Genomic DNA, 22,213 nt, shown 5'->3' on the forward strand with positions numbered 1-22,213 from the left:
AAGCAAAAGGACAAAAAATACTTGATTTACCATGTATAACATTTATTTGTAAAACGATTATAAAAAAGATATAGTATATAAAATAATAAAGCCTGATTACTTAATCAGGCTTTATATTTATAAATTTTAATGTCTTGCCGGTATATTTTTTAAAATTTCAAGTAAATAGATCCAGTATTTCTGAACTGATGAAATGCTGACTTTTTCTTTAGGAGAATGAGCTCCTTTAATCGTAGGACCAAAAGATATCATCTCCATTTCAGGGTATTTTTCACCAATAATTCCACATTCCAGTCCTGCATGACAAGCCATAACCATTGGTTTTTCTAAATTTTGATCTTGATATATTTTTATTGCAGTTTTAAGAATTTCTGAGTCAGGATTAGGTTTCCATCCAGGATATGAACCTGAAAATTCAACATTCATTCCTGCAAGACTCAAAACAGATTTTAAGGAATCAGCTAGCCATAATTTACTACTTTCTACGGAAGATCGGGTTAAACACAAAATTTTAGCTTTTCCATCGATAAGTTCAACTCTGGCTATATTATTAGATGCTTCAACCAAATCTGCTATTTCAGGACTCATTCTAAAAACACCATTATGCAATGCAGTCAGAGCTGAAACAAATGTAAAAGTATCCTCCTTAGTTAACGTTTGATTTTGTGAATCCTCCCAGCTTAATAAAATTTCTAAATTTTCTTCAATATTTTTGAATTCCTCTACTATATCTTTTCTTAACCGATCAAAAATACTTTCGATGGTATTCTTTTTTTCATTAGATATCACAAACTTAACTGTTGCTTCGCGAGGGATTGCATTTCTTAATCCTCCCCCATCGAAAGATTCAACTTTAATACCTGAATCAAGAAATGCATAAAGAAAACGGCTGACCAATTTGTTAGAATTTCCTAATCCCTTGTGAATATCCATTCCAGAATGTCCTCCGTGCAATCCTATAATTTCTAATTTTGCACTAATCTCATGAGAGTTAGCGGCTTCAAGCGGGTACGTTTTGAAAGCTGAAACATCGATTCCTCCAGCACAGCCTATGTCAATTTCATCGTCTTCTTCAGTATCTAAATTTAAAAGTATGTCACCTGATAAAAAACCTTCCTCCAGTCCAAAGGCTCCAGTCATTCCTGTTTCTTCATCAATGGTGAAGAGTGCTTCTATATCGGGATGTTCAATATTATCTGATGCAAGAATGGCCATTATTGAGGCCACTCCAATCCCATTATCTGCGCCTAAAGTAGTTCCTACTGCACTCACCCAGTCTCCTTCAATCTGCATTTTTATACCCTCTGAGTCGAAATCAAAATTTACATCATTATTTTTTTGGCAAACCATGTCGAGATGAGACTGCAAAACCACCTTTTTTTTAGTTTCTAAGCCAGAAGTTGCAGGTTTTTTTATTAAAATATTTCCTACTCTATCTTCTAAAGTCTCTAAATTTAAAGAATTACCAAAATTTTTAATAAATTCACGTACTTTTTCTTCTTTTTTTGATGGTCTCGGAACTGCATTCAAATCAGAAAAAAAATTCCATAACTTGTGTGGCTCTAATGACCTTATTTCTTGATTTATCATATTATTTTCTAAAATTTACAATTTGTATTTTTCAAAGTTCGTAATTTTTCATTTAAACTTAAAATTATTAAAATTGATTCTTTACTGATTAATACCAATCTTACTTATCTGAACTTTCGTTAATTTAAATCCATCATTAAAATGCTTTTTTTTATTTAATAACTTTATAACTCTAATTTATTCCTGAATTTTGTTTTTAAAATGACACACAGCTGGTTTTAAACTAAATATGTTACATATAAAATAATTTTTAGCTAATAATCAGAAAAAATAGAAATTAAAATAAATAAAAATATATTAGTTTATCAACCATTTTTCCTTTAATTTGAAATAATTTTCACATATATACGTTATAAACATATTAAAAATAATACTGTGAGTTTTAAAAAAAATGATCCTAAAATAATAAAAGGCTGGGTATTTTACGATTGGGCCAATTCTGTATATTCACTCGTAATTACATCAACAATATTTCCTATTTTTTATTCAAGTCTTACAACCGACACATATAAGAAAATATACAACTCATATCAGGATGTCTGGTTTGATGAGCCCATTCAATCAAAAATCGAAATTTTAGGCCATTTTTTTGCTCCTGATGCATTATTTAGTTATTCTTTAACTATTTCTTTTATTCTTGTTGTTTTATCTACTCCTGTTTTATCTTCCATAGCGGATGTAACAGGTACTAAGAAAAAATTTCTGAAATTTTTCTGTTATTTAGGCTCGTTTTCCTGCATGGCTCTTTTCTTTTTTACGGATAAATCAAGAATAATCTATGGATTATTTCTTAATGTTACGGCAAGTATTGGCTTTTGGGGAAGTTTAGTCTTCTATAATTCGTATCTTCCTGATATAGCAACTGAAGATGAACAGGATAGAGTTTCAGCAAAAGGTTATATAATGGGGTATGCAGGTGCAATGATATTATTGATTCTTTGCCTTGTTCTTATTGAAAAAGTAGCTAATGTTGAAAATAAAGAATTTTATACCCGCTTAAGTTTCATTTTAACTGGAATCTGGTGGTTAGGATTTGGACAATATACTTTTTCTGTTTTGCCTGACAATCCTAAACAATCAGGAGTTAGAAAAAGAAGCCTTATACTAAGCAGTTTTTCTAATCTTAAAAAAATACAAACTGAACTATTCGAAATAAGAAACTTGAAATACTTTTTATTTAGTTTTTTCTTCTACTCTATCGGAATTCAAACTATTTTTTTAATGGCTGCTTTATTCGGAGCCAATGAAATTAACCTCAATAGTTTTAAACTAATCATCTCTATACTTCTCACACAATTAATTGCTATAATCGGAGCTTATCTTTGTTCGGCTTTATCTAAAAAAGTTGGTAATAAAATGGTGCTGATTATTTGCATCTGTATCTGGATAGGTATTTGTATTGCCGGTTTCTTACTTGATAAAACCAATCCCAATATTGAATATTATTTTTATGTCGTAGCCGGAATGGTAGGTCTTGTCATGGGAGGTATTCAGTCTATATCCCGCTCTACGTATAGTAAAATGCTTCCAGAAAAAGATCAGCATATTACAACAACTTATTTTAGTTTTTATGATGTAATTGAAAAATTTGCTATAATTGTAGGTTCATTTATTTACGGACTTTTAATAGATTTAACTGGAAACATGCGTTATTCGATTCTTGCTATGTCAGTGACATTTATTATAGGTTTGTTTTTCATGTTTTTTGTTAGATTCAAAAATACAAATACAATTAATTAATAATGTAACAGATTATTATAAACTTAAAAGCAAATATTTTAGATTCAATGAAAAATTTAGAAACTATCCAGGAATTTTCTATCATTGGAATTTCTGTAAGAACAAATAATACTGATAATAATGCATCTGTAGATCTAGGTGTATTATGGGAAAGATTTTATCTTGAAAATATAAGAAATCAAATCATTAATCGTATTTCTGAAGATATATATTGTGTGTATACCGATTATGCTTCTGATTATAAAGGAGAATATACGGCAATTATTGGTTATAAAGTAGATTCTATTGATTTTATTCCTGATGGGATGACGAGTTGTTCTATTTCACAAGGAAATTTTCTAAAATATAATGTGAAAGGTAGCATTGCATCTGTAGCAAGCGTATGGCAAAAAATATGGGCAGAAGATTCTGTACTTAATAGAGAATATACTGCTGATTTTGATGTATATAAGAGCGTATCCACAGATATAGATCATATTGATATGGATGTCTTTGTCGCTGTATCTTTACGCTAGTTGACTTTATTTATTTATTTTCTTAAATTAGGAAGTATATAAATTAAATGATATTTTACCAAATTATCAATGGGTTTTTTCACAATTTCTCCAACGGAAACGTGATATTCTGAAGCAACGGTTTTAATGATATCTTCATAGTAATGGGCTATGGAACCGATAAAATTTATCTCTACCGATTTTGCTTCGGCAAAAATAAGAACCTGATTTTCAAAAAAAGCTTTAAATGATTCATAAACAAGATTTAAAATAAAAGGTTCTCTTTTATGCTCTGCTATAAATCGATTAAAAGTAGCTATATAGGAATTAGCCTTAGGTTTTTGATATACATTTTCTAAAACATCTTCAATTGATAAATTATATCTTTCTTTAAAAGCCAAAGATAAATATTTGGGCATTTTATCTGTAAAAAATGAGTGCAACAACTTTTTTCCTAAATAAACACCACTTCCTTCATCGCCCAGAATCCATCCCAGCGAAGGAGTTTCTTTTTTTAAATTTGATCCGTCAAAATAGCAAACATTAGAACCTGTTCCTAAAATGCATATAAGTGCAGGTTTTCCAAAATATGCAGATAGAGCTGCTCCTTTTAGATCATGATCAACCTTAATTTGTGCATTTACGAAAATTTCATTTAATGGTCTTTTAATGATATTATTTAACGCGTCTGAAGAACAACCGGCTCCATAAAAAAAAACAAACTTAATTTGTGAAGAAAGTTCCATCAGCTCCTTCATATTTATAAGTGCATTTCTTACTATTTCTGAATTTACAAAACGTGGGTGAAGTCCTTCAGATTCCATTTTTTTAATCTCTTTACCATCAAAACTTACAACTACCCAGTCGCATTTTGTTGAACCTCCGTCTGCAATTAATATCATTTATAAAATTTTAATATGCTAAGTTAAGTTTTTAATCATAAAAATTGTAAAACCTTTATACTAAATATAATTATCTTCATATTTATAAGTTTTTAATACTTAACTTATTAATTTATGTATAATTTAAAAGTTAATTCTGTAAATTTGATATTCTAAAATTTATATAAATATATGACAACAAAATATGCTCCTATAGACAAAAATTTGTTTATCAAAAACAGACAAAAATTTGTTCAGAAAATGGCACCGAAATCCATAGCATTTTTTAACAGCAATGATATTTATCCTATCAGTGCAGACAGTACTTTACCTTTTCAACAGCACCGCGACATATTTTATCTTTCTGGGATAGATCAGGAAGAATCAATATTGGTTATCTGCCCCTATGCATATCTGGAAGAACATAGAGAAATGTTGTTTGTAAGAGAAACAAACGAACATATAGCCGTTTGGGAAGGTGAGAAATATTCTAAAGAGCAGGCGTATAATGTTTCGGGTATAAAAAACGTATATTGGTTACAGGACTTCAATAAAATCATTGAAACGGTAATTCCACAAATGGATAATATTTATATAAATATAAATGAACATTATCGTGCTGAAAAAGTTGTTGAAACCCGAGAAGACAGATTTATAAAAAATTTGCAGAAAAAATACAGGGCTCATAATTATCTGAGAAGTAACCCTATTCTTCAGCATTTACGCTCAATAAAAGAACCTGAAGAAATTGAACTGATTCAAAAAGCTTGTAATATTACTGAAAAAGGATTTCGAAGAATTTTACCATTTGTTAAACCTGGTGTATGGGAATATGAAATTGAAGCTGAATTACTTCATGAATTTATAACCAATAGATCGAAAGGATGGGCTTATACACCAATTATTGCATCTGGAAAAAATAGCAACGTTTTACATTATATTCAAAATAATAAAGATTGTAAGGATGGTGAACTGATACTTTTGGATGTTGGTGCTGAATATGCAAATTATTCTTCGGATATGACCAGAACTATTCCTGTAAACGGAATCTATTCGGATAGACAAAAAGAAGTTTATCAAGCTGTAATGAATGTAAAAAATGAATCTACCAAGTTATTAATTACCGGGAATAACTGGTATAGTTATCATATTGAGGTTGGGAAAATTATGACAGAAGAATTATTAAAGCTTGGATTGTTAACCAGAGAAGATATAAAAAATGAGGATCCAAAATGGCCGGCATATAAAAAATATTTTATGCATGGTAATTCACATCATATGGGACTGGATACTCATGATTACGGAATACTTACTGAAACCTTTGTACCCAATATGGTTTTTACTGTAGAACCTGGAATTTATATTCCGGAAGAAGGTTTTGGAATAAGAATTGAAGATGATGTCGTTATCCAATCTAATGGAGAACCTTATAACTTGATGAGAAATATACCTATTGAAATTGAAGAAATTGAAGATTTAATGAACTCTAAATAAAACTATTAAACCAACCTTAAAAAACTATTATTAAATGTTTAAATACAGAGAAATTGAAAGAGTAAAAACTATATCAAAACAGGATTTTTATCAAAAATATTACAAAACTCAGACTCCGGTTGTAGTTGAAAAACTAACAGAGGAATGGCCGGCCTATAAAAAATGGAGTTTTGATTATATTAAACAGGTTGCAGGTGATAAAATTGTTCCTTTATATAATAATGATCCTGTAAGTGCTGATAAAAAAGTAAATGAGCCTGATGCCCGAATGAAAATGTCTGATTATGTTGATATGCTTCTAAAAGGACCAACGGATCTGCGTATTTTTTTATTTAATCTTATTAAGCAGGTTCCTGATATGCAAAAAGACTTTTTCTTTCCTGACCTAGGGCTGAAATTACCAATAAAAGATTTACCTATGCTTTTTTTCGGTGGTCAGGGCTCCAATGTTTTTATGCATTTTGACATTGATTTGGCTAATATTTTACATTTTCATTTTGATGGTGAGAAACAATGTATTCTCATGTCTCCTAATGATACAAAATTTATGTATAAAATTCCCTATGCTACTATATGTAGGGAAGATATAAATTTTGATCATCCGGATTTTGAAAAATGGCCGGGACTAAAACACGTAACCCCTTACCGTGCAAGATTAAGTCACGGAGAAATGCTTTATATGCCGGAAGGCTGGTGGCATTATATGCAATATCTTACCCCTGGTTTTTCTATGAGTTTACGTTCTTTAGCATTAAAACCTGCTAATTTCACCAACGCAGTTTTAAATATTTTCGTTAAAAGAATTTATGATAATTATATGCGAAAGCAAAAAGGCCAAAAATGGATTGATTATAAAAATGAACAAGCTATTGTTAACACTAATAAAGTTTTAGCTTCCATTCACTAAGAGCTATTTTTTTGTATATTCAAAATAATTTTTGACAAACTAAAATTAATTATTACATTTGGAAAAATAATATTTATAAAAATATGACAACATTACTTTACATCGGTGTATGGCCTTTCGCTAAATTTGTAGGTTTTTTATTATTTTTAACTATTGCATTAGCTGGTTTCTGGTGTCTGACATTTCTTATTAGCATATTACCTTATTGGCTGACATACGGAATTGCAGAAAATGCCGGAAAAGTGAATGCTGATGTTAAACCTGAAGATGTTAAAAGGAAAACATTGCCTCAACAAGAAGGTATCGAGGTTGTTTATACAAAATAAGTTTTCAATTTACTATAAATAAAAAAAACTCCTGAAATTCAGGAGTTTTTTTTATTTATAGTAATATCTGTCTTAAGATATGAATTTTAGAGCTTCATTAGCTATTTCCAACTCTTCATTTGTCGGAATAACTAAAATTTTGATTTTTGAATCATTGGTTTGAACTTCTACCACATCATCCGGAGAGTTTAAATTTTTATTTTTATCTTCGTCAAGTTTAATACCAAAGAAATCCAAATCCCTACAGATAAGCGAGCGTAAATTGAAGTCGTTTTCGCCAATTCCTGCAGTAAAGACAATTGCATCTGCTCCGTTTAATGATGCAAGATAAGAACCTATATATTTTTTAACACGATAAGCATATAGATCCAGACATAATACTGAGTCAGTATCGCCATTATAATAAGCAGCTTCTACGTCTCTCGCATCACTCTTTCCGGTCATTCCTAACATTCCTGAATTTTTATTTAACAAAGTGTCCAGATCTTCAAATTTAACGCCACATTCCCGAACCATATAAAATAAAACTGAGGGATCTATATCTCCGCTTCTGGTGCCCATAACCAAGCCGCTTAATGGCGTAAATCCCATTGATGTATCAATGCTATGTCCATGTTCATCTACTGCAGTAATACTTGAACCATTGCCTAAATGAACTGTTATTACTTTTGCATTATTATTTTTAAGATAGCTTGCTGCCTGAGCTCTAACGTATTTATGACTGGTTCCGTGTGCACCGTAGGCACGAATCTTGTGATCAGTATAAAAATTAGCAGGTATAGCATATCTATATGCTTTAGGTGGCATAGTTTGATGAAAAGCTGTATCAAACACTGCTACTTGCGGGGTATCAGGAAAAAATTGCTGAGATACTTCTATCCCTAATAAATTTGCTGGGTTATGAAGTGGAGCCAAAGGACTCATTGCTTTAATTTCATTTTTAACCTCATCCGAAATTAAGGTAGGTATACTAAATTCTCCTCCCTGAACTACCCTGTGACCTACAGCTTTAATTTCGGAAGGATCATTAATTACTCCGATTTCTTTATCTGTTAATAATTCGACAATTAATTTCATACCTTCAACATGGGTCGGAAATTCCTGCTTTATTACTTTTTTTTCAAGAACATTGTCTTTCAAAAATCTATGAGTAATGGTTCCACCGGTAGTTCCTATACGTTCAACTAATCCTTTCGATATCACAACAGAGGAATTCATTTCCAGCAATTGATATTTGATGGAAGAGCTTCCTGCATTTATAACTAATATTAACATATTGTAGATTTGATTTATTATTGCAAAAATAGTCTTTTTAATTGGATTTATTTTAGGACTATACAGATAATGTAGCTTATTGTTTAAAACTTTATAACGATTACTTAATTATAAAAAATCACTTCAATTAATAAAATATTATTCTTTAAATCATTAAAAAACAAAATCCGGAAGTAAATTCCGGATTTTTTTATTATTGAAACGCTAAATTAATATCTGTATTCATCAGATTTAAACGGTCCTTCAACAGTTACTCCAATATAATCTGCCTGTTTGGTTGACAGAGTATCCAATTCTACACCAATCTTAGCTAAGTGTAAACGAGCCACTTTTTCATCCAGATGTTTTGGCAAAGTATAAACTTTATTTTCATATTTTTCTGAATGTAGCCACAGCTCTATTTGTGCTAAAGTTTGATTACAAAAAGAATTACTCATGACAAAGCTTGGATGTCCAGTTGCACATCCTAAATTTACCAGTCTGCCTTCTGCTAAAACAATAACGTCTTTTCCGTTTAAAGTATATTTATCCACCTGTGGTTTAATAGTTACTTTTGTATTCCCATAGTTTGTATTTAACCATGCCATATCAATTTCATTATCAAAATGTCCAATATTACAAACTATAGTTTTATCTTTCATCATTTCGAAATGTTTTCCCTGAATGATGTCACAATTTCCTGTACATGTTATAACTATATCTGCCCGAGAAATAACATTATCCATTTTTCTTACTTCAAATCCATCCATAGCAGCCTGTAAAGCACATATAGGATCTATTTCTGTAACAATTACTCTTGCTCCCGCACCACGGAAAGAAGCCGCAGAACCTTTGCCTACATCACCATAGCCTGCAACCACTACAACTTTTCCTGCAAGCATAATATCTGTAGCTCTTCTGACAGCGTCTACTGCTGATTCTTTACATCCGTATTTATTATCGAATTTAGACTTTGTAACAGAGTCATTTACATTGATTGCAGGAATAAGTAACGTTCCGTTTTTTACTCTGTCATGCAACCTATGTACTCCGGTTGTAGTTTCTTCGGAAAGACCTTTAATACCTTTGACAAGTTCTGGATATTTATCCAAAACCATATTAGTTAAATCTCCACCGTCATCTAATATCATATTTAAAGGCTTTCTTTCTTCACCGAAAAATAAAGTTTGTTCTATACACCAGTCAAATTCTTCATCATTCATACCTTTCCAAGCATAAACTGGTGTTCCGGCTGCTGCTATAGCCGCTGCTGCATGGTCTTGAGTTGAGAATATATTACAAGAGCTCCAGGTTACTTCGGCTCCTAATGCCTGTAGAGTTTCAATTAGAACTGCCGTTTGGATAGTCATATGCAAACATCCCGCAATTCTAGCTCCTTTTAATGGCTGTTCGTCTTTATATTCTTCACGTAAAGCCATTAATCCCGGCATTTCCGCTTCTGCTAATTCAATCTCCATTCTTCCCCAATCTGATAAAGACAAATCTTTAACTTTGTATGGAATATATTCTGTTTTTGTACTCATATCTACTTTATAAATTTTTAAATTATTCTTTTTAATTAAGAAATATAACTGTTAAATTTTATATATCTAAGAAAGTTGGTTTTCAATTGTATTTTTAATGATCTCTGCCTTTTTGGTTAACTCCTGCTCAGTCCAGAGTAAAGAAATCGGAATTGTTACTGTTTTGCTCATTATTTCATCTGATTGTGAATAATCTGCATTTGCATAATTAGGTAATAATTCTTTATGTTCTTTATATAGAGGTGCCAATGTTTTTATCAATTTAAGATGATCCCATTTTCTTATATAGTGCCAGTTATTATCAAACCAATATGCATTACCAATTCCATTGGAAGCTAAAGCTTGAGATACATTTCTGGCTTTTTCCTGTGATGGCAGAAATATGCTTAAAAAAGATGCATTGTCTCCATTTTCATCGGGAATTCTTCTGAATTCTAATCCTTCAATTGTCTGTAATGAATCTTTAATAAACTTCTTGTTTTTTCTTTGTATTGATAAGATAGTGTCCAGTTTGCCGAATTGAGCTAAACCTACAGCCGCATTTAATTCTGAGATTCTGTAATTTAATCCTAAGTATGGATGGCTTTCAGCACCACGGTTGGTTCCTACATGATCATGCCCATGATCTGTATACTGGTCCGCATGTTTATAATATTCTTCATTATTTGTAATCATTGCTCCTCCTTCTCCACACGTAATCGTTTTTACAAAATCAAAAGAAAAACAACCTATATCTCCTATCGTTCCTAAGTATTTTCCGTTATAGGTAGCTCCAAAAGACTGACATGCATCTTCAATAAGAAGGATACTATGTTTTTTTGCAATGGATTGCAATGCAGAAATATCAGCCATTGAACCGCACATATGTACAGGCATAATCACTTTTGTTCTGGAAGTAATAGCATTTTCAACAGATTTAGGATCCATTGTAAGTGTATTATCAACATCTACCAGGACCGGAATAGCTCCTACGCCTAAAACTGCTTCAAAACTAGCAACAAAAGTAAATGTCGGAAGAATTACTTCGTCTCCGGCTCCTACACCTGCAACATTTAAAGCCGTAATTAAAGCTGTAGTTCCACTACTGGTTAATTGTACGTGGCCAACATGCATTTTTTTCTCTATGGCATGTTCCAACTCTTTAGCTTTCCAATGATTGTTTCTTACAGATTCAAAATTGTAACGCATTAAAATTCCACTTTCAATAACATCATTCAGGTGTTTTTTTTCTTCTTCACCCCAAAGCTCATATCCTGGCATATATTATTTTTTTAATTATTTAAATAAAATGATTAACAAAGATAATGATTTGACGTGAAAAAATTTAAATCTTTATGAAAGAAAAAGAGGGGATATACAAGCAGGGTTGATTTCTAAGGATAAATAATTGATAAGACTAATTAAATTCCTAATGGGCAGAAAGTCAATTAACTGTATATTCCCCTCGCTAAGAAGACATATCTTAATACTATTGTTTTCTAATGAACATTAATATTCCGTAAATGTAATAATAATTTTCAAATATCAATATTTTTTTTAATAAAAAAGAAAAAAACCTATTGCTTTATATTATTTGTTATTATTTTTAATAATACATCTAATATTGACATTTTATTATTAATTGATAAATATTCTTGCTTGTATTATATTCAAACACTATTTTTAATACATTTGCATTAATAACACTTAAGAAACTTTATCATGGGTATAAGAATTTTGCCATATTACATTATCCTGTCATGCTTGTTGGGCTCCTTCAGTTTACTATCAGCACAAATTATATCTTCGTCTGCTATTAATATCAAAGACCAGAATGGTAATTCAGGATCTGTTTTAGTTAATTGTGACTATAAATTTGATATCAATGGTTGTATTTCTTTAACAGCGGAATACCCTGAAATCAATTCATCAACAGACTATTCTGTGACTTCCATAAATTATAGTCCCATTGGTAATTTTTCTGAAGGAAATGAGATTCTTATCGATAGTGATGATAAATGGAGCAATGTACAGAATCTTCCTTTCAACTTTTGTTTTTATGGTAAAACCTATAATTCTATTGTTGTAGGAGACAATGGTGTCATAAGTTTTGATACGGAATCTGCCGGGACTGAATGTCCTTATACTATTGCCGGCTCAATACCTAGCGAAGCACTAATTCATAATGCCATATTTGGAGCTTATCATGATATGACCAATGATAATGATGTGTTTGGTTGTACCAGCGATTGTGGGAAAATATCTTTATATACGACTGGCACTGCTCCGTTTAGAAAAGCTGTTGTAAATTATTACAGAATGAATCATTTTGGTTGCGAAAATGTAAAATCTACTTTACAAATTGTATTATATGAAACAACGAATATAATTGAAGTTTATATTAAAGATAAACCTTATACTTGTGATATAGGTAATGAAAAAAGAGCTTTAATAGGTATCAGTAATGAAGATGGTTCTAAAGGAATATCTCCGGCAGGAAGAAATACAGGAATATGGGAAACACAAAATGAGGCTTGGAGATTTACTCCCTCCGGAGCAAACAGCACATCAGTTAAGTGGTATGATTCTAATCATAAAAACATTGGTACAGGTAGTACTGTGAATATATGTAACAGGGAAAATCAGTCCGTTTCTGTCGAAGTTACCTACAATACCTGCACTCCTGTTACTTTAACAAATTCTATAAATATTAATTATTCTTCAGACTATCCAGTTATCAAAAGTGTGATTCATAATGAATGTTATGAAGGAGAAACACCTAATCAACTCGTAGATTTTGAAAATCTTATACCGGAAGCTGTAGGAAGCCAAACAGGATTAAAAACCACTCTTCATAAAACACTCTCTGACGCTAAAAATGGTATTAACCCTGTGAGTGGATTGAATACTTACTTAATGAATACTCTTACTCAAACCTTTTATTTAAGAGCTCAAAGATCAGATTCCTGCTTTGATACTTCTGTACTGACAATCAATTTAAAGAGAAAACCAACACTTACAGAAGGAAAAGCTATAATTGTTTGTAGTGAATCAACAAGCGGATCTGAATTAATTTATCTGGGAAATTATAATGCTCAAATAACAGGGTACGAATCATGGATGAGTTTGAGTTACTACAATAGCTACGAAGATGCTACTAAAGGCATTAATCCTATTACAAGCTTACAACTCTCCAATACAACTAAAGTGTATGTTAAAGCTTCTAATCCTGATATGACTGAATGTTTCTCAATTATACCGGTTTCTTTTACGCTTCTTCATGCAATTAAAGCTGATTCCATTGAAGTAAATCTATGTGATGATGATTTAGATGGTAAAGTTATTTATGATTTAACCTCATATCAAAACACAGTTGAAAACAATCAGTCTTTTAGTTTTAGTTATTATGTTTCTCAAAAGAATGCGGAAGAAGGTGTAAATCCAATCTCTGATCCGAAAAATTACTCAATACAAAATAATACCATTATATATGTTAAGATAGAACAAGATGGAGCCTGTTCCACCATCAAAACTATCACATTTAAATTTAAAAATACAGGTGTAAGTAACCTTACTGTAATTACATGTGATGATGGTACGGGGAAGGCTATTGTTAATTTAGAGTCTTACTACAATCAAATGGCTGAAAATGCAGATATAACACTTGAAGGAATTTATCTCACTTATCAAGGAGCAGCATCTAAAGATTTGTCTCAAAAAATTTCAAATCTTTCCAGTTTTACGGTTATAGCACCTTCAACAACAGTCTATGTTAGATTTACGGATAATTCAACTTCTTGTAACTTTATTCGTTCAATTGAATTTAAAATTATACAGAAAATCGAAAAAAAACCTGAATATTATATTTGCGATATTAATAATAAAGGAGAGGTAAATTATTACCTGCCCTATTTAAATTCAATATATTTAGCGGGTTACCCAACCTCAAGTATTACTTATTATAGTTCTTTAGAAGACTATAATTCTGGAAAAAATCCTATTACTTACATACTAGTTAAAGGTGAAACAACAGTTTATGTAAAAGTAAATGTTATATCAGGATGTGCTTATTTATATAAGGTAAATCTTAAACTCAAGCCTTTTACGGTAAATAACGTTGAAAACATTGCGGTTTGTGATCAAGAAAATGACGGTAAAGAAACATATAATTTAAATAGTCTTCCTACTCTTTTCAACTTAAGTAATTATATAACTATTTTTTATTATAGTTCAGAAGAATCAGCGCTTGTTGAATATAAACCTATTGTTTCTACTTCTGCTTATTTAATAACTGCTGCAACCAGTAAAATTTATATGAGAATAAATTATGCGGGTACTTGCCCAACTATTATACCTGTTCAGTTTGATCTGATTGAATCTGTAGTTACTAATGATTTATCTCCTATTAATGTTTGTGATAAAGATTTAAACCAAACGGAAATAGTAGATCTATCTTCTTCAATTACAGAAAGTGGTATTGATAGTTCAAAAATTTCAACAGATTTTTATCTTTCCCAAGCTGGTGCTGAAGAACAAAAAACAACAGAAAAGATTAATGATATAAAAAATTTCGTAGTAAATAAACAAGTAACTACGGTTTATATAAGATTTCAAAATAAATCTACTGGTTGTTACTCAATCAAACCTCTAAATATAATTATGAATACATATCCGGTTGTTATTAAATCCGGGTTATATGTATGTGATTTTGCAAATGACGGAAAAGAAAATATTTCATTAAGTTCATTAAATTCTCAACTAGTAAACGATACTAAAGGCTTTTCTTTTAGTTATTATACCACTGAGGAAAATGCTTTAAACCTGCAAAATGAAATTACTACTTATGATGTTACTACTTCAACAACATTATATGTAAGAATTTCTTCAAACTCTGCATGTTATGTAATTCAAAAGATTAATTTTCAGTTATCATCCCCTCCTACTGTTTATAGTCAAGTTATTGAAATATGCGACAATAATGCAGATAATAAGGAAGTTGTTGACCTGACCTTGTATGAAAAACCTTTAGTAAACAACACGGTAAACACTTATACGTTTACTTACTACATCTCATATGAATCAGCTTACCAAAATTCTCAATCAATAAACAACGCTAAAAATTATACAATTACTAGTTTTCCTGCAACTATTTATGTAAGAGTTCAAAATTCTCTTAACTGTTTTTCAATAGCTGAATTAAATTTTAATACAGCTAACATAATTAATGCTAAAAATGGAATTGCTAACTTATGTGATAATAATTCCGATATGCAAGAATATGTTGATATAACTTCTTATGTTTCAAACATGCTCATATCAACAGATCAAAATATAACTATTTCGTATTATAAAACAGAACAAGGTGCTAATTCCAAAAATTCAGCGGACTTGATTGATAATCCGGAAAAATATTCTGCAACATTTGCGCAGGAATATGTTTGGTTACGGTTTGATAATCCGGATACCGGATGTTATACTATACGTTCTCTAGAAATTAATATTACTCCTCTTCCTAAACTAATTAATGGAAAATATTTAGTATGTGATACTAATATTGATAATCGTTTTACACTTAATCTGGATGATTTGAGATACGTAGTTATTTTCAATCCGGATGGTTTTACTTTTACTTATTTTCATTCAATTTCTGATGCTCAAAATAACAATAATCAAATAACTGATTTTCAAAATTATACAGTTGAAAAATTTAATAAAGACATTGTTGTAAAAGCGACTAATGAATTTGGTTGTAGCTCAATAAGAACTGTTACCTTATATACGGCTGATAAAATACCGGTTTCTGCGGAATCTGTTATCATAGAAAACTGTGATAATGATTTTGATGGTATAACTAGTTTTGATTTAACATCTGTTACTTCTGACATTACAAAAGATTCTACAGCCATATTTACTTTTTACAGTACACTTATCGATGCTCAAAATCAAACAAATAGTATAAGTAATCCTTCAAGTTATAGTAATATTAATCCTGTTAATGATATGGTGTATGTTAGAATATCTTCTACTAAGTATTGTCCGTCATTAAGTAGCATAAATTTAAAAGTTTTACCCGTTCCGGTAAGTCCTTTGGAAAAAGATCTAAAAATTTGTCCTAATAGTATTTTGGTACTTAATGCAGACACTGGAAACGAAGAAGATTATTATGAATGGAGTACTGGTGATAAGGGGTATAATTTACATTCAATAACAATTAACAATGCCGGAACTTATCAGGTTACAATAACAGGAACCAACGGATGTAAATATACTTACAAAACAACAGTAACAGAATACTCTAAAATTGTTATCACTGACTTATTCGAAGGAGATGATTATATTACAGTAATTGCTGAAGGGCCTCAACCTCTTGAGTATTCAATGGATTTAATAAACTGGCAGGATCAAAACACTTTTTACAATTTAAAACCAGGAGTATATACTTTTTATGTACGTTCAAAAGCTAATGGATGTATTTCCGTTCAGAAAAAAGGAGTTATCTTTAAAGTAACAAATACAATAACGCCTAACGGAGATGGATTTAATGATAATTGGCAGTTATGCGGATTAGAAAATTTTGACTCTCAACCATCAAAAATAAAAATCTTTGACCGATATGGTAAAGAAGTATTTTCACAAAGCTCAAATACTTGTTTCGTATGGAATGGTTTTTACTTAGGAAGGCCATTGCCTACAACTTCATATTGGTATGTCATCGATATAATTGATGGAAGACAATTTACCGGATGGATATTACTCAGAAATTATGATGAAGATTTTCGCTAAACCAAATTAAGTAAAAATTAACCTTAATTTTATAATTTTAATGTATTGATTAAATAGTAAATTTGAATAAAATAAAGACTTAATAAAATGAATGAATTAAAGTTTAAAACAAATATAGATTGTGGAGGCTGTGTCAATGCTGTTACAAACTATTTAAATGATGTTAAAGGTATTCTTAAATGGTCTGTGGATACTTCTATACCTGAAAAAATTCTCACTGTAGAATCAGATACAGCAACAGATGAAGAGATTATAAATGCTGTTAAAAAAGCCGGTTTCAATATTGAAAAAATATAAATTTAAATTTCATTAACAAATTATATAATACGTTGATTTACATTAACGTATTTTTTTTAATTTTTAATTTAACTTCTATAACTTTTTTGCACTAAAAATTTTTATCCATATAATTATGAAATCATTAATTATTTAATTTGTAATTTAATTGCAACTTCAACTTACATTAAAGTAATAATTTAATTATAGAGATACTTATTAAAAAAATTGAATTGTAGAGATATAATAAGTTCTCGATTAATGAAAATAATTACTATTCCTAATGACTTTTTATAAATATTTTAAAGTTTGTAGAAATTTGTATGATAATCAATATAGTAATTTTCAAATATTATTTTAAACATAAATAGTTGAATATTAATTTTATATCAAGATATAACATAAAACAATTATTGAATATGTACAACTTTTTGAAAAACATTATAAAATTTATTATTTTTTAATCAAATGTAAATAATAACAATTAATTTTGCAGATATTGTAATATTATATACTATGAATCAACGATATCTCTCACCTGTATTTACTCTGTTCCTGATTATTTTTATAACTTGTGCAACTTTTGCTCAGTCAACAAAAGATCCTGTCATTCAAATTGTTGATCATAATTCTAACCCTAATCCAGTTATTTCTTGTGATTATAAATTTAACAGTCCCACCAAAAAATGTTTAACTTTAACTGTTAATTATCCGGAAATAAAAAAAACGTCTGATTATATAGTTAAATCCATTGAATATCTTCCTGTGGGTAATTTTTCTGACGGAGCAGATGTCTCCATAAAAAAAGAAGATGACTATTGGAGTAGCCTGATTGAATTGCCCTTTTCCTTTTGTCTGTATGGTAAAAATTTCAATTCATTAATCTTAAATGATAATGGTTCCATTTCATTTAATACTCCTGATTACGCAAATCAAGGAGCTCCTTATAATTTACCTATAGCTAATGATGAAGTAAGCTCTGTGTTAAATGAAGGAAAATTGTTGTCTTATTCCATCTATGGATTGTTTCATGATTTGATTCTGGATCCAAATTCCTTGGAATGTATATCAACCGGAGGTTGTGGTAATATAACCACTTATACTACAGGAACAGCACCCTATAGAAAATTTGTTATTAACTATAACAATATGAATCACTACGAATGTACCAGCAACATAAAATCGACCTTTCAGATTGTTCTTTACGAAACGACAAACATTATCGACGTGTATGTCAAACAAAAGCCTAATTCTTGTAAAAAAACTAAATTTGAGAAACGTCCTAATGTTGCTTTAATAGCTATAACTGATGGTAGTGGAAACGGTATAGCCCCCGCGAATAGAAACGATATAACTGAATGGAATACAGATAGCTCTGGCCCTGAAGCCTGGAGATTTGAACCTCAGGGTATTATCACTCCTGAAATAACCTGGTATAATGCAGATAATGAACCAATTGCTTATAACAATCAATCAGTTGAAGTATGCCCTACTTTAGATACTACCTATAAAGTAGAAGTTAATTATAATTCATGTGGTGTAGAAAAATTAACAACTTCTATACCTATAAAATTTAATACTGAATTCCCTTCAGCTAAATCAATAGAAAAATATACCTGTTTTAATTATGGTATTCCGATTACAGTAGATTATAAATTGCTAGCTAACGAAGCTACTTTGGGAAATCTGGAAAAATATAATTATTATTTTTATAACAGTTACGAACAAGCGATTAAAAATTTACCAGCTGACCGAGTATCTTCCGTTTATACATTAAACACTTATGATTCTAAACTGATTTATTTAAGAGTAGAAAATAAAGATAATCCTAGTTGCAATACAATAGTAGATTTAGTATATTATTTTAAAGAAAAACCCGATCTTACTGGAGAACAAAGCTTTCATATATGTGCAAAGAAAGGTAAAGAAACTGTCATTAAGGATATAATAGCTAATGGCCTAATAGATTTTAGAACTAGAAATGCTGAATGGTGGTCATTATATTTTTATACATTAGAAGATGCTCAAAATTATAAGGAAGGTGGTAATATTAAACCTATTGATGTTTTAAAACTTCCTCCTCCGACTTCTTCCACTAAGGTTTATGTAAGAATTATTAATCACTGGGTACCAGATTGTTCTGTCTTAATTTTACCAGTAAACCTATTAGTTCATGAAGAAATTGAACTTACAGAACTCCCCCCTTATATCAGTTGTGATCCTTTTTCGTTTGATGATGATTTGACTAAGCACATAATTAATGATTTTCCGGATTATCAAAAATATTCATTTACTTATTACAAATCAAATAATGATGCTGAAGATCAAATCAATCCTATTTCAGAAAATACTTCTGTATATCCTAATGTAACCAAATATCCTGTTAATAATGGAACTACCATATATATCAGAGTCAACAATTATGGAAATGAATATTGTCCACCTATCATTAAACTTAGCTATCAATTAAAAATTGGCAGTATTAAAGACATAGAGTTCAAAGTATGTGATACTGAAAATAAAGGGAAGGTTGAAGTTAATTTAGAATCTTATTTTAATCAGGCAAAAGGAAGTATTAAGGTTTCAAATGTTAAATATTACGATTATTTTGGAGAGATAAGTTATGATAAAATAAAAAATTATGATATGTATGATACAGCTTATATTAAAGTATCATACACTGAAGATGGCTGTGATTTTTCAATGAGCATTTTTATAGAATATCAAAAATATATTCCAAAAATGACGAGTTACCCTGTATGTGATTTAACACATAGCGGCAAAGAAAAATTCACACTAAAAACACTAGACTATACATTTATACTGGGTTATCCTCTTAATTCTAAAATATTTTATTATGCAAATGAAAAAGATTTAGGTACAGGTAAAAATACAATTAAGGAAATGGATGTTATTGCTAATCAAGATAACTTTGTTTATATAGAAGTATTGGTTTGGGAATCTTGCCATTTTTATTATAAATTACCTTTAAAATTAGTACAACAGGTTTTTGCTAATACCAATAATTATAAAGCTAAAATATGCGATAACAACCTGGATGATAAAGAAATACTTGATCTTACCATTTATAAAAACAATGTAATTGAGACCACAGATCTGAATAGCTACTCTTTTTCATATTATTTAACATATAACGATGCTCACAGCTCTTCCAATGCTATTGTTTTACCAACTAAATATTTGGTTCAGAATCTTTCTTCCAGTGTAATCTATATAAGAATTGATGATAAAAATTCGACATGCTTCAGCATAGTTGAATTGACATTTGAAAATATAAACTTTATTCAAGCAGAAAATGCTTCAGAATATTATTGTGATATCAAAGGTAATGGATACAAAGACGAGATTAATATTATATCATTAGTCAATGAAAAAATGATACCGGACACACCATATACTTTAAAAATATCATTTCATGACAACGAAGAAGACGCTAACAATCACTCTGAAACATCAATAACAAAAGATCCTGAAAAATATTATTTTAATAACGAAGCTCATATATGGGTCAGATTTCAAAAAGAATCTTGCTATATCATAAAAAAACTAAGTTTATACATGGAAAAAACTCCAAAACCCCGACCAGCTTTTTATACAGTCTGCGACGAAAAATTTGATGGAGTTTACATTTTAAATTCAAAAGATGTAGAAACAATTAATGCAATGATTATAAGAGAAAATACAGATCAATATACTTTCAATTATTATCAAGATAACGCCGGAACTATTTTGATAGATCCATTAACCACTGTTTTAACCTCCCTTCCAAATTCAAATCATGTTTTATATGCAAAAGCTTCTAAGAACGGATGTGAATCATTAATTACATCAATTACCATATCAACTGTCAGTCAGGTGCCTTTAGTTTCTATCAGTGAACCTGCACAACAATGTGATGATAATTTTGACGGAATTGCTTCTTTTAATCTTTCAGAATACGTTAAGCAATTACATGATCCTTCTCAGCCTCTTCCTGAAAATCCTCAATACAGTATTTACAGCTCATATGATGATGCCCGCAATCAGAATAATCCCAAAAGCTTAACAAACTATACTAACATTAAGCCTAATGAAGACGAAGCTTATGTAAGAGTTAGCTCTACCTCTCATTGTCCTTCTATCATGAAAATTAATTTGGTCGTACTGCCATTGCCTGTCAGTTCATTGGCTAAAGAATACAAAATATGTCCTAATGAATCCTTAGTTATCAACGCTGATACCGGTAATACAGAAGATTATTATAAATGGAGTACAGGAGAAGAAGGAACCAATTTAACAAAAATTACCATTAACGTAGCAGGAAACTATTCAGTTACAATATCAAACTCCAACGGATGTAGTTTCACTTATACAACATCAGTAACCAATTATGAAACAGTAAATATAAAAAGTACTGATGCAGGTAATGATTATATAAGTGTAAATGCAGAAGGGCCGGCCCCATTAGAATATTCAATTGATAAAATAAACTGGCAGGACAGCAATGTATTCAATAATCTGGAACCGGCTGTATATACCATCTATGTACGTTCTAAAAATACACCATGTAATCCGGCAAGTACCAAAGCCGTAATTTTTAAAATTCCTAATCTGATAACTCCTAATAACGACGGATATAACGATTCCTGGACCATGTGTGGCTTAGATTTATTCAACGGTGAAAAATCCTCAATAAAAATCTTTGACCGATATGGTAAAGTTATATTTGAGGAAAACTCCGACACTTGCTTTGTTTGGAATGGCTACTATTTAGGCAGGCCATTACCTACCAATAGTTATTGGTATTTGATAAATATACCTGATGGAAGAAAATTCACCGGTTGGATTTTATTAAAAAATTATAATAGTCTTCAGATGAAATAAACGAATAAAATATTAAAACAAAATAACGCCGGAATATTTTCCGGCGTTATTTGTTATCACA

Annotated in this window: 13 protein-coding genes; 8 read left to right on the forward strand and 5 right to left on the reverse strand. The window is 30.2% G+C overall.

Going from position 1 to position 22,213, the window contains the following annotated elements; genetic code table 11:
• Positions 1 to 126: 126 nt before the first annotated feature.
• Positions 127 to 1,590 (reverse strand): aminoacyl-histidine dipeptidase, encoded by a 1,464-nt coding sequence (locus EQ921_RS08530; protein WP_128331334.1) that lies wholly within the window; start codon positions 1,588 to 1,590, stop codon positions 127 to 129.
• A gap of 375 nt (positions 1,591 to 1,965) precedes the next feature.
• On the opposite strand from EQ921_RS08530, the gene EQ921_RS08535 reads away from it, so the two are divergent.
• On the forward strand, positions 1,966 to 3,330 hold the full coding sequence (locus tag EQ921_RS08535; protein ID WP_255424462.1) for an MFS transporter: 1,365 nt from the start codon (positions 1,966 to 1,968) through the stop codon (positions 3,328 to 3,330).
• A gap of 47 nt (positions 3,331 to 3,377) precedes the next feature.
• Positions 3,378 to 3,845, forward strand: a complete 468-nt coding sequence (locus EQ921_RS08540; protein ID WP_128331336.1) for a GyrI-like domain-containing protein — start codon at positions 3,378 to 3,380, stop codon at positions 3,843 to 3,845.
• A 14-nt stretch (positions 3,846 to 3,859) separates the two neighbouring features.
• On the opposite strand, the gene EQ921_RS08545 is transcribed toward EQ921_RS08540, so the two are convergent.
• Positions 3,860 to 4,726, reverse strand: coding sequence for a BadF/BadG/BcrA/BcrD ATPase family protein (locus EQ921_RS08545; protein WP_128152642.1), 867 nt, complete (start codon positions 4,724 to 4,726; stop codon positions 3,860 to 3,862).
• A gap of 171 nt (positions 4,727 to 4,897) precedes the next feature.
• On the opposite strand from EQ921_RS08545, the gene EQ921_RS08550 reads away from it, so the two are divergent.
• The 3 genes from EQ921_RS08550 (at position 4,898) to EQ921_RS08560 (ending at position 7,432) form a co-directional block, all read left to right on the forward strand.
• Entirely contained in the window at positions 4,898 to 6,199 is a 1,302-nt protein-coding gene (locus tag EQ921_RS08550; protein ID WP_128331337.1) for an aminopeptidase P family protein, read from the forward strand.
• Positions 6,200 to 6,233: 34 nt separating this feature from the next.
• Positions 6,234 to 7,106: a cupin-like domain-containing protein gene (locus EQ921_RS08555; RefSeq protein WP_128331338.1), complete on the forward strand. Its 873-nt coding sequence runs from the start codon at positions 6,234 to 6,236 to the stop codon at positions 7,104 to 7,106.
• A gap of 83 nt (positions 7,107 to 7,189) precedes the next feature.
• The gene (locus tag EQ921_RS08560; protein WP_128152639.1) at positions 7,190 to 7,432 is read left to right on the forward strand and encodes a hypothetical protein; all 243 of its coding nucleotides are present in this window, start codon (positions 7,190 to 7,192) and stop codon (positions 7,430 to 7,432) included.
• A 72-nt stretch (positions 7,433 to 7,504) separates the two neighbouring features.
• Here the strand turns inward: EQ921_RS08560 and EQ921_RS08565 are convergent, their stop codons facing one another.
• The 3 genes from EQ921_RS08565 to EQ921_RS08575 all read right to left on the reverse strand — a co-directional run bounded on the left by EQ921_RS08565 (position 7,505) and on the right by EQ921_RS08575 (position 11,490).
• Positions 7,505 to 8,707, reverse strand: a complete 1,203-nt coding sequence (locus EQ921_RS08565) for an acetate/propionate family kinase (RefSeq protein WP_128331339.1) — start codon at positions 8,705 to 8,707, stop codon at positions 7,505 to 7,507.
• Between the two features lie 209 nt (positions 8,708 to 8,916).
• Positions 8,917 to 10,230, reverse strand: a complete 1,314-nt coding sequence (ahcY, locus tag EQ921_RS08570) for an adenosylhomocysteinase (protein ID WP_128331340.1) — start codon at positions 10,228 to 10,230, stop codon at positions 8,917 to 8,919.
• A gap of 66 nt (positions 10,231 to 10,296) precedes the next feature.
• Positions 10,297 to 11,490, reverse strand: a complete 1,194-nt coding sequence (locus EQ921_RS08575; protein WP_128331341.1) for a DegT/DnrJ/EryC1/StrS aminotransferase family protein — start codon at positions 11,488 to 11,490, stop codon at positions 10,297 to 10,299.
• A 441-nt stretch (positions 11,491 to 11,931) separates the two neighbouring features.
• On the opposite strand from EQ921_RS08575, the gene EQ921_RS08580 reads away from it, so the two are divergent.
• From EQ921_RS08580 to EQ921_RS08590, 3 genes are all read left to right on the forward strand, one after another.
• Positions 11,932 to 16,992 carry a T9SS type B sorting domain-containing protein gene (locus EQ921_RS08580; RefSeq protein ID WP_128331342.1) on the forward strand — a complete coding sequence of 1,687 codons (5,061 nt, stop codon included), beginning with the start codon at positions 11,932 to 11,934 and terminating at the stop codon, positions 16,990 to 16,992.
• Positions 16,993 to 17,079: 87 nt separating this feature from the next.
• Complete coding sequence (locus EQ921_RS08585) at positions 17,080 to 17,289, forward strand: heavy-metal-associated domain-containing protein (protein WP_128331343.1); 210 nt, start codon at positions 17,080 to 17,082, stop codon at positions 17,287 to 17,289.
• Positions 17,290 to 17,784: 495 nt separating this feature from the next.
• The gene (locus tag EQ921_RS08590; protein ID WP_128331344.1) at positions 17,785 to 22,152 is read left to right on the forward strand and encodes a T9SS type B sorting domain-containing protein; all 4,368 of its coding nucleotides are present in this window, start codon (positions 17,785 to 17,787) and stop codon (positions 22,150 to 22,152) included.
• Positions 22,153 to 22,213 lie beyond the last annotated feature (61 nt).

It is taken from the genome of Apibacter sp. HY039 (assembly GCF_004023655.1).
Taxonomy (GTDB): Bacteria; Bacteroidota; Bacteroidia; order Flavobacteriales; family Weeksellaceae; genus Apibacter; species Apibacter raozihei.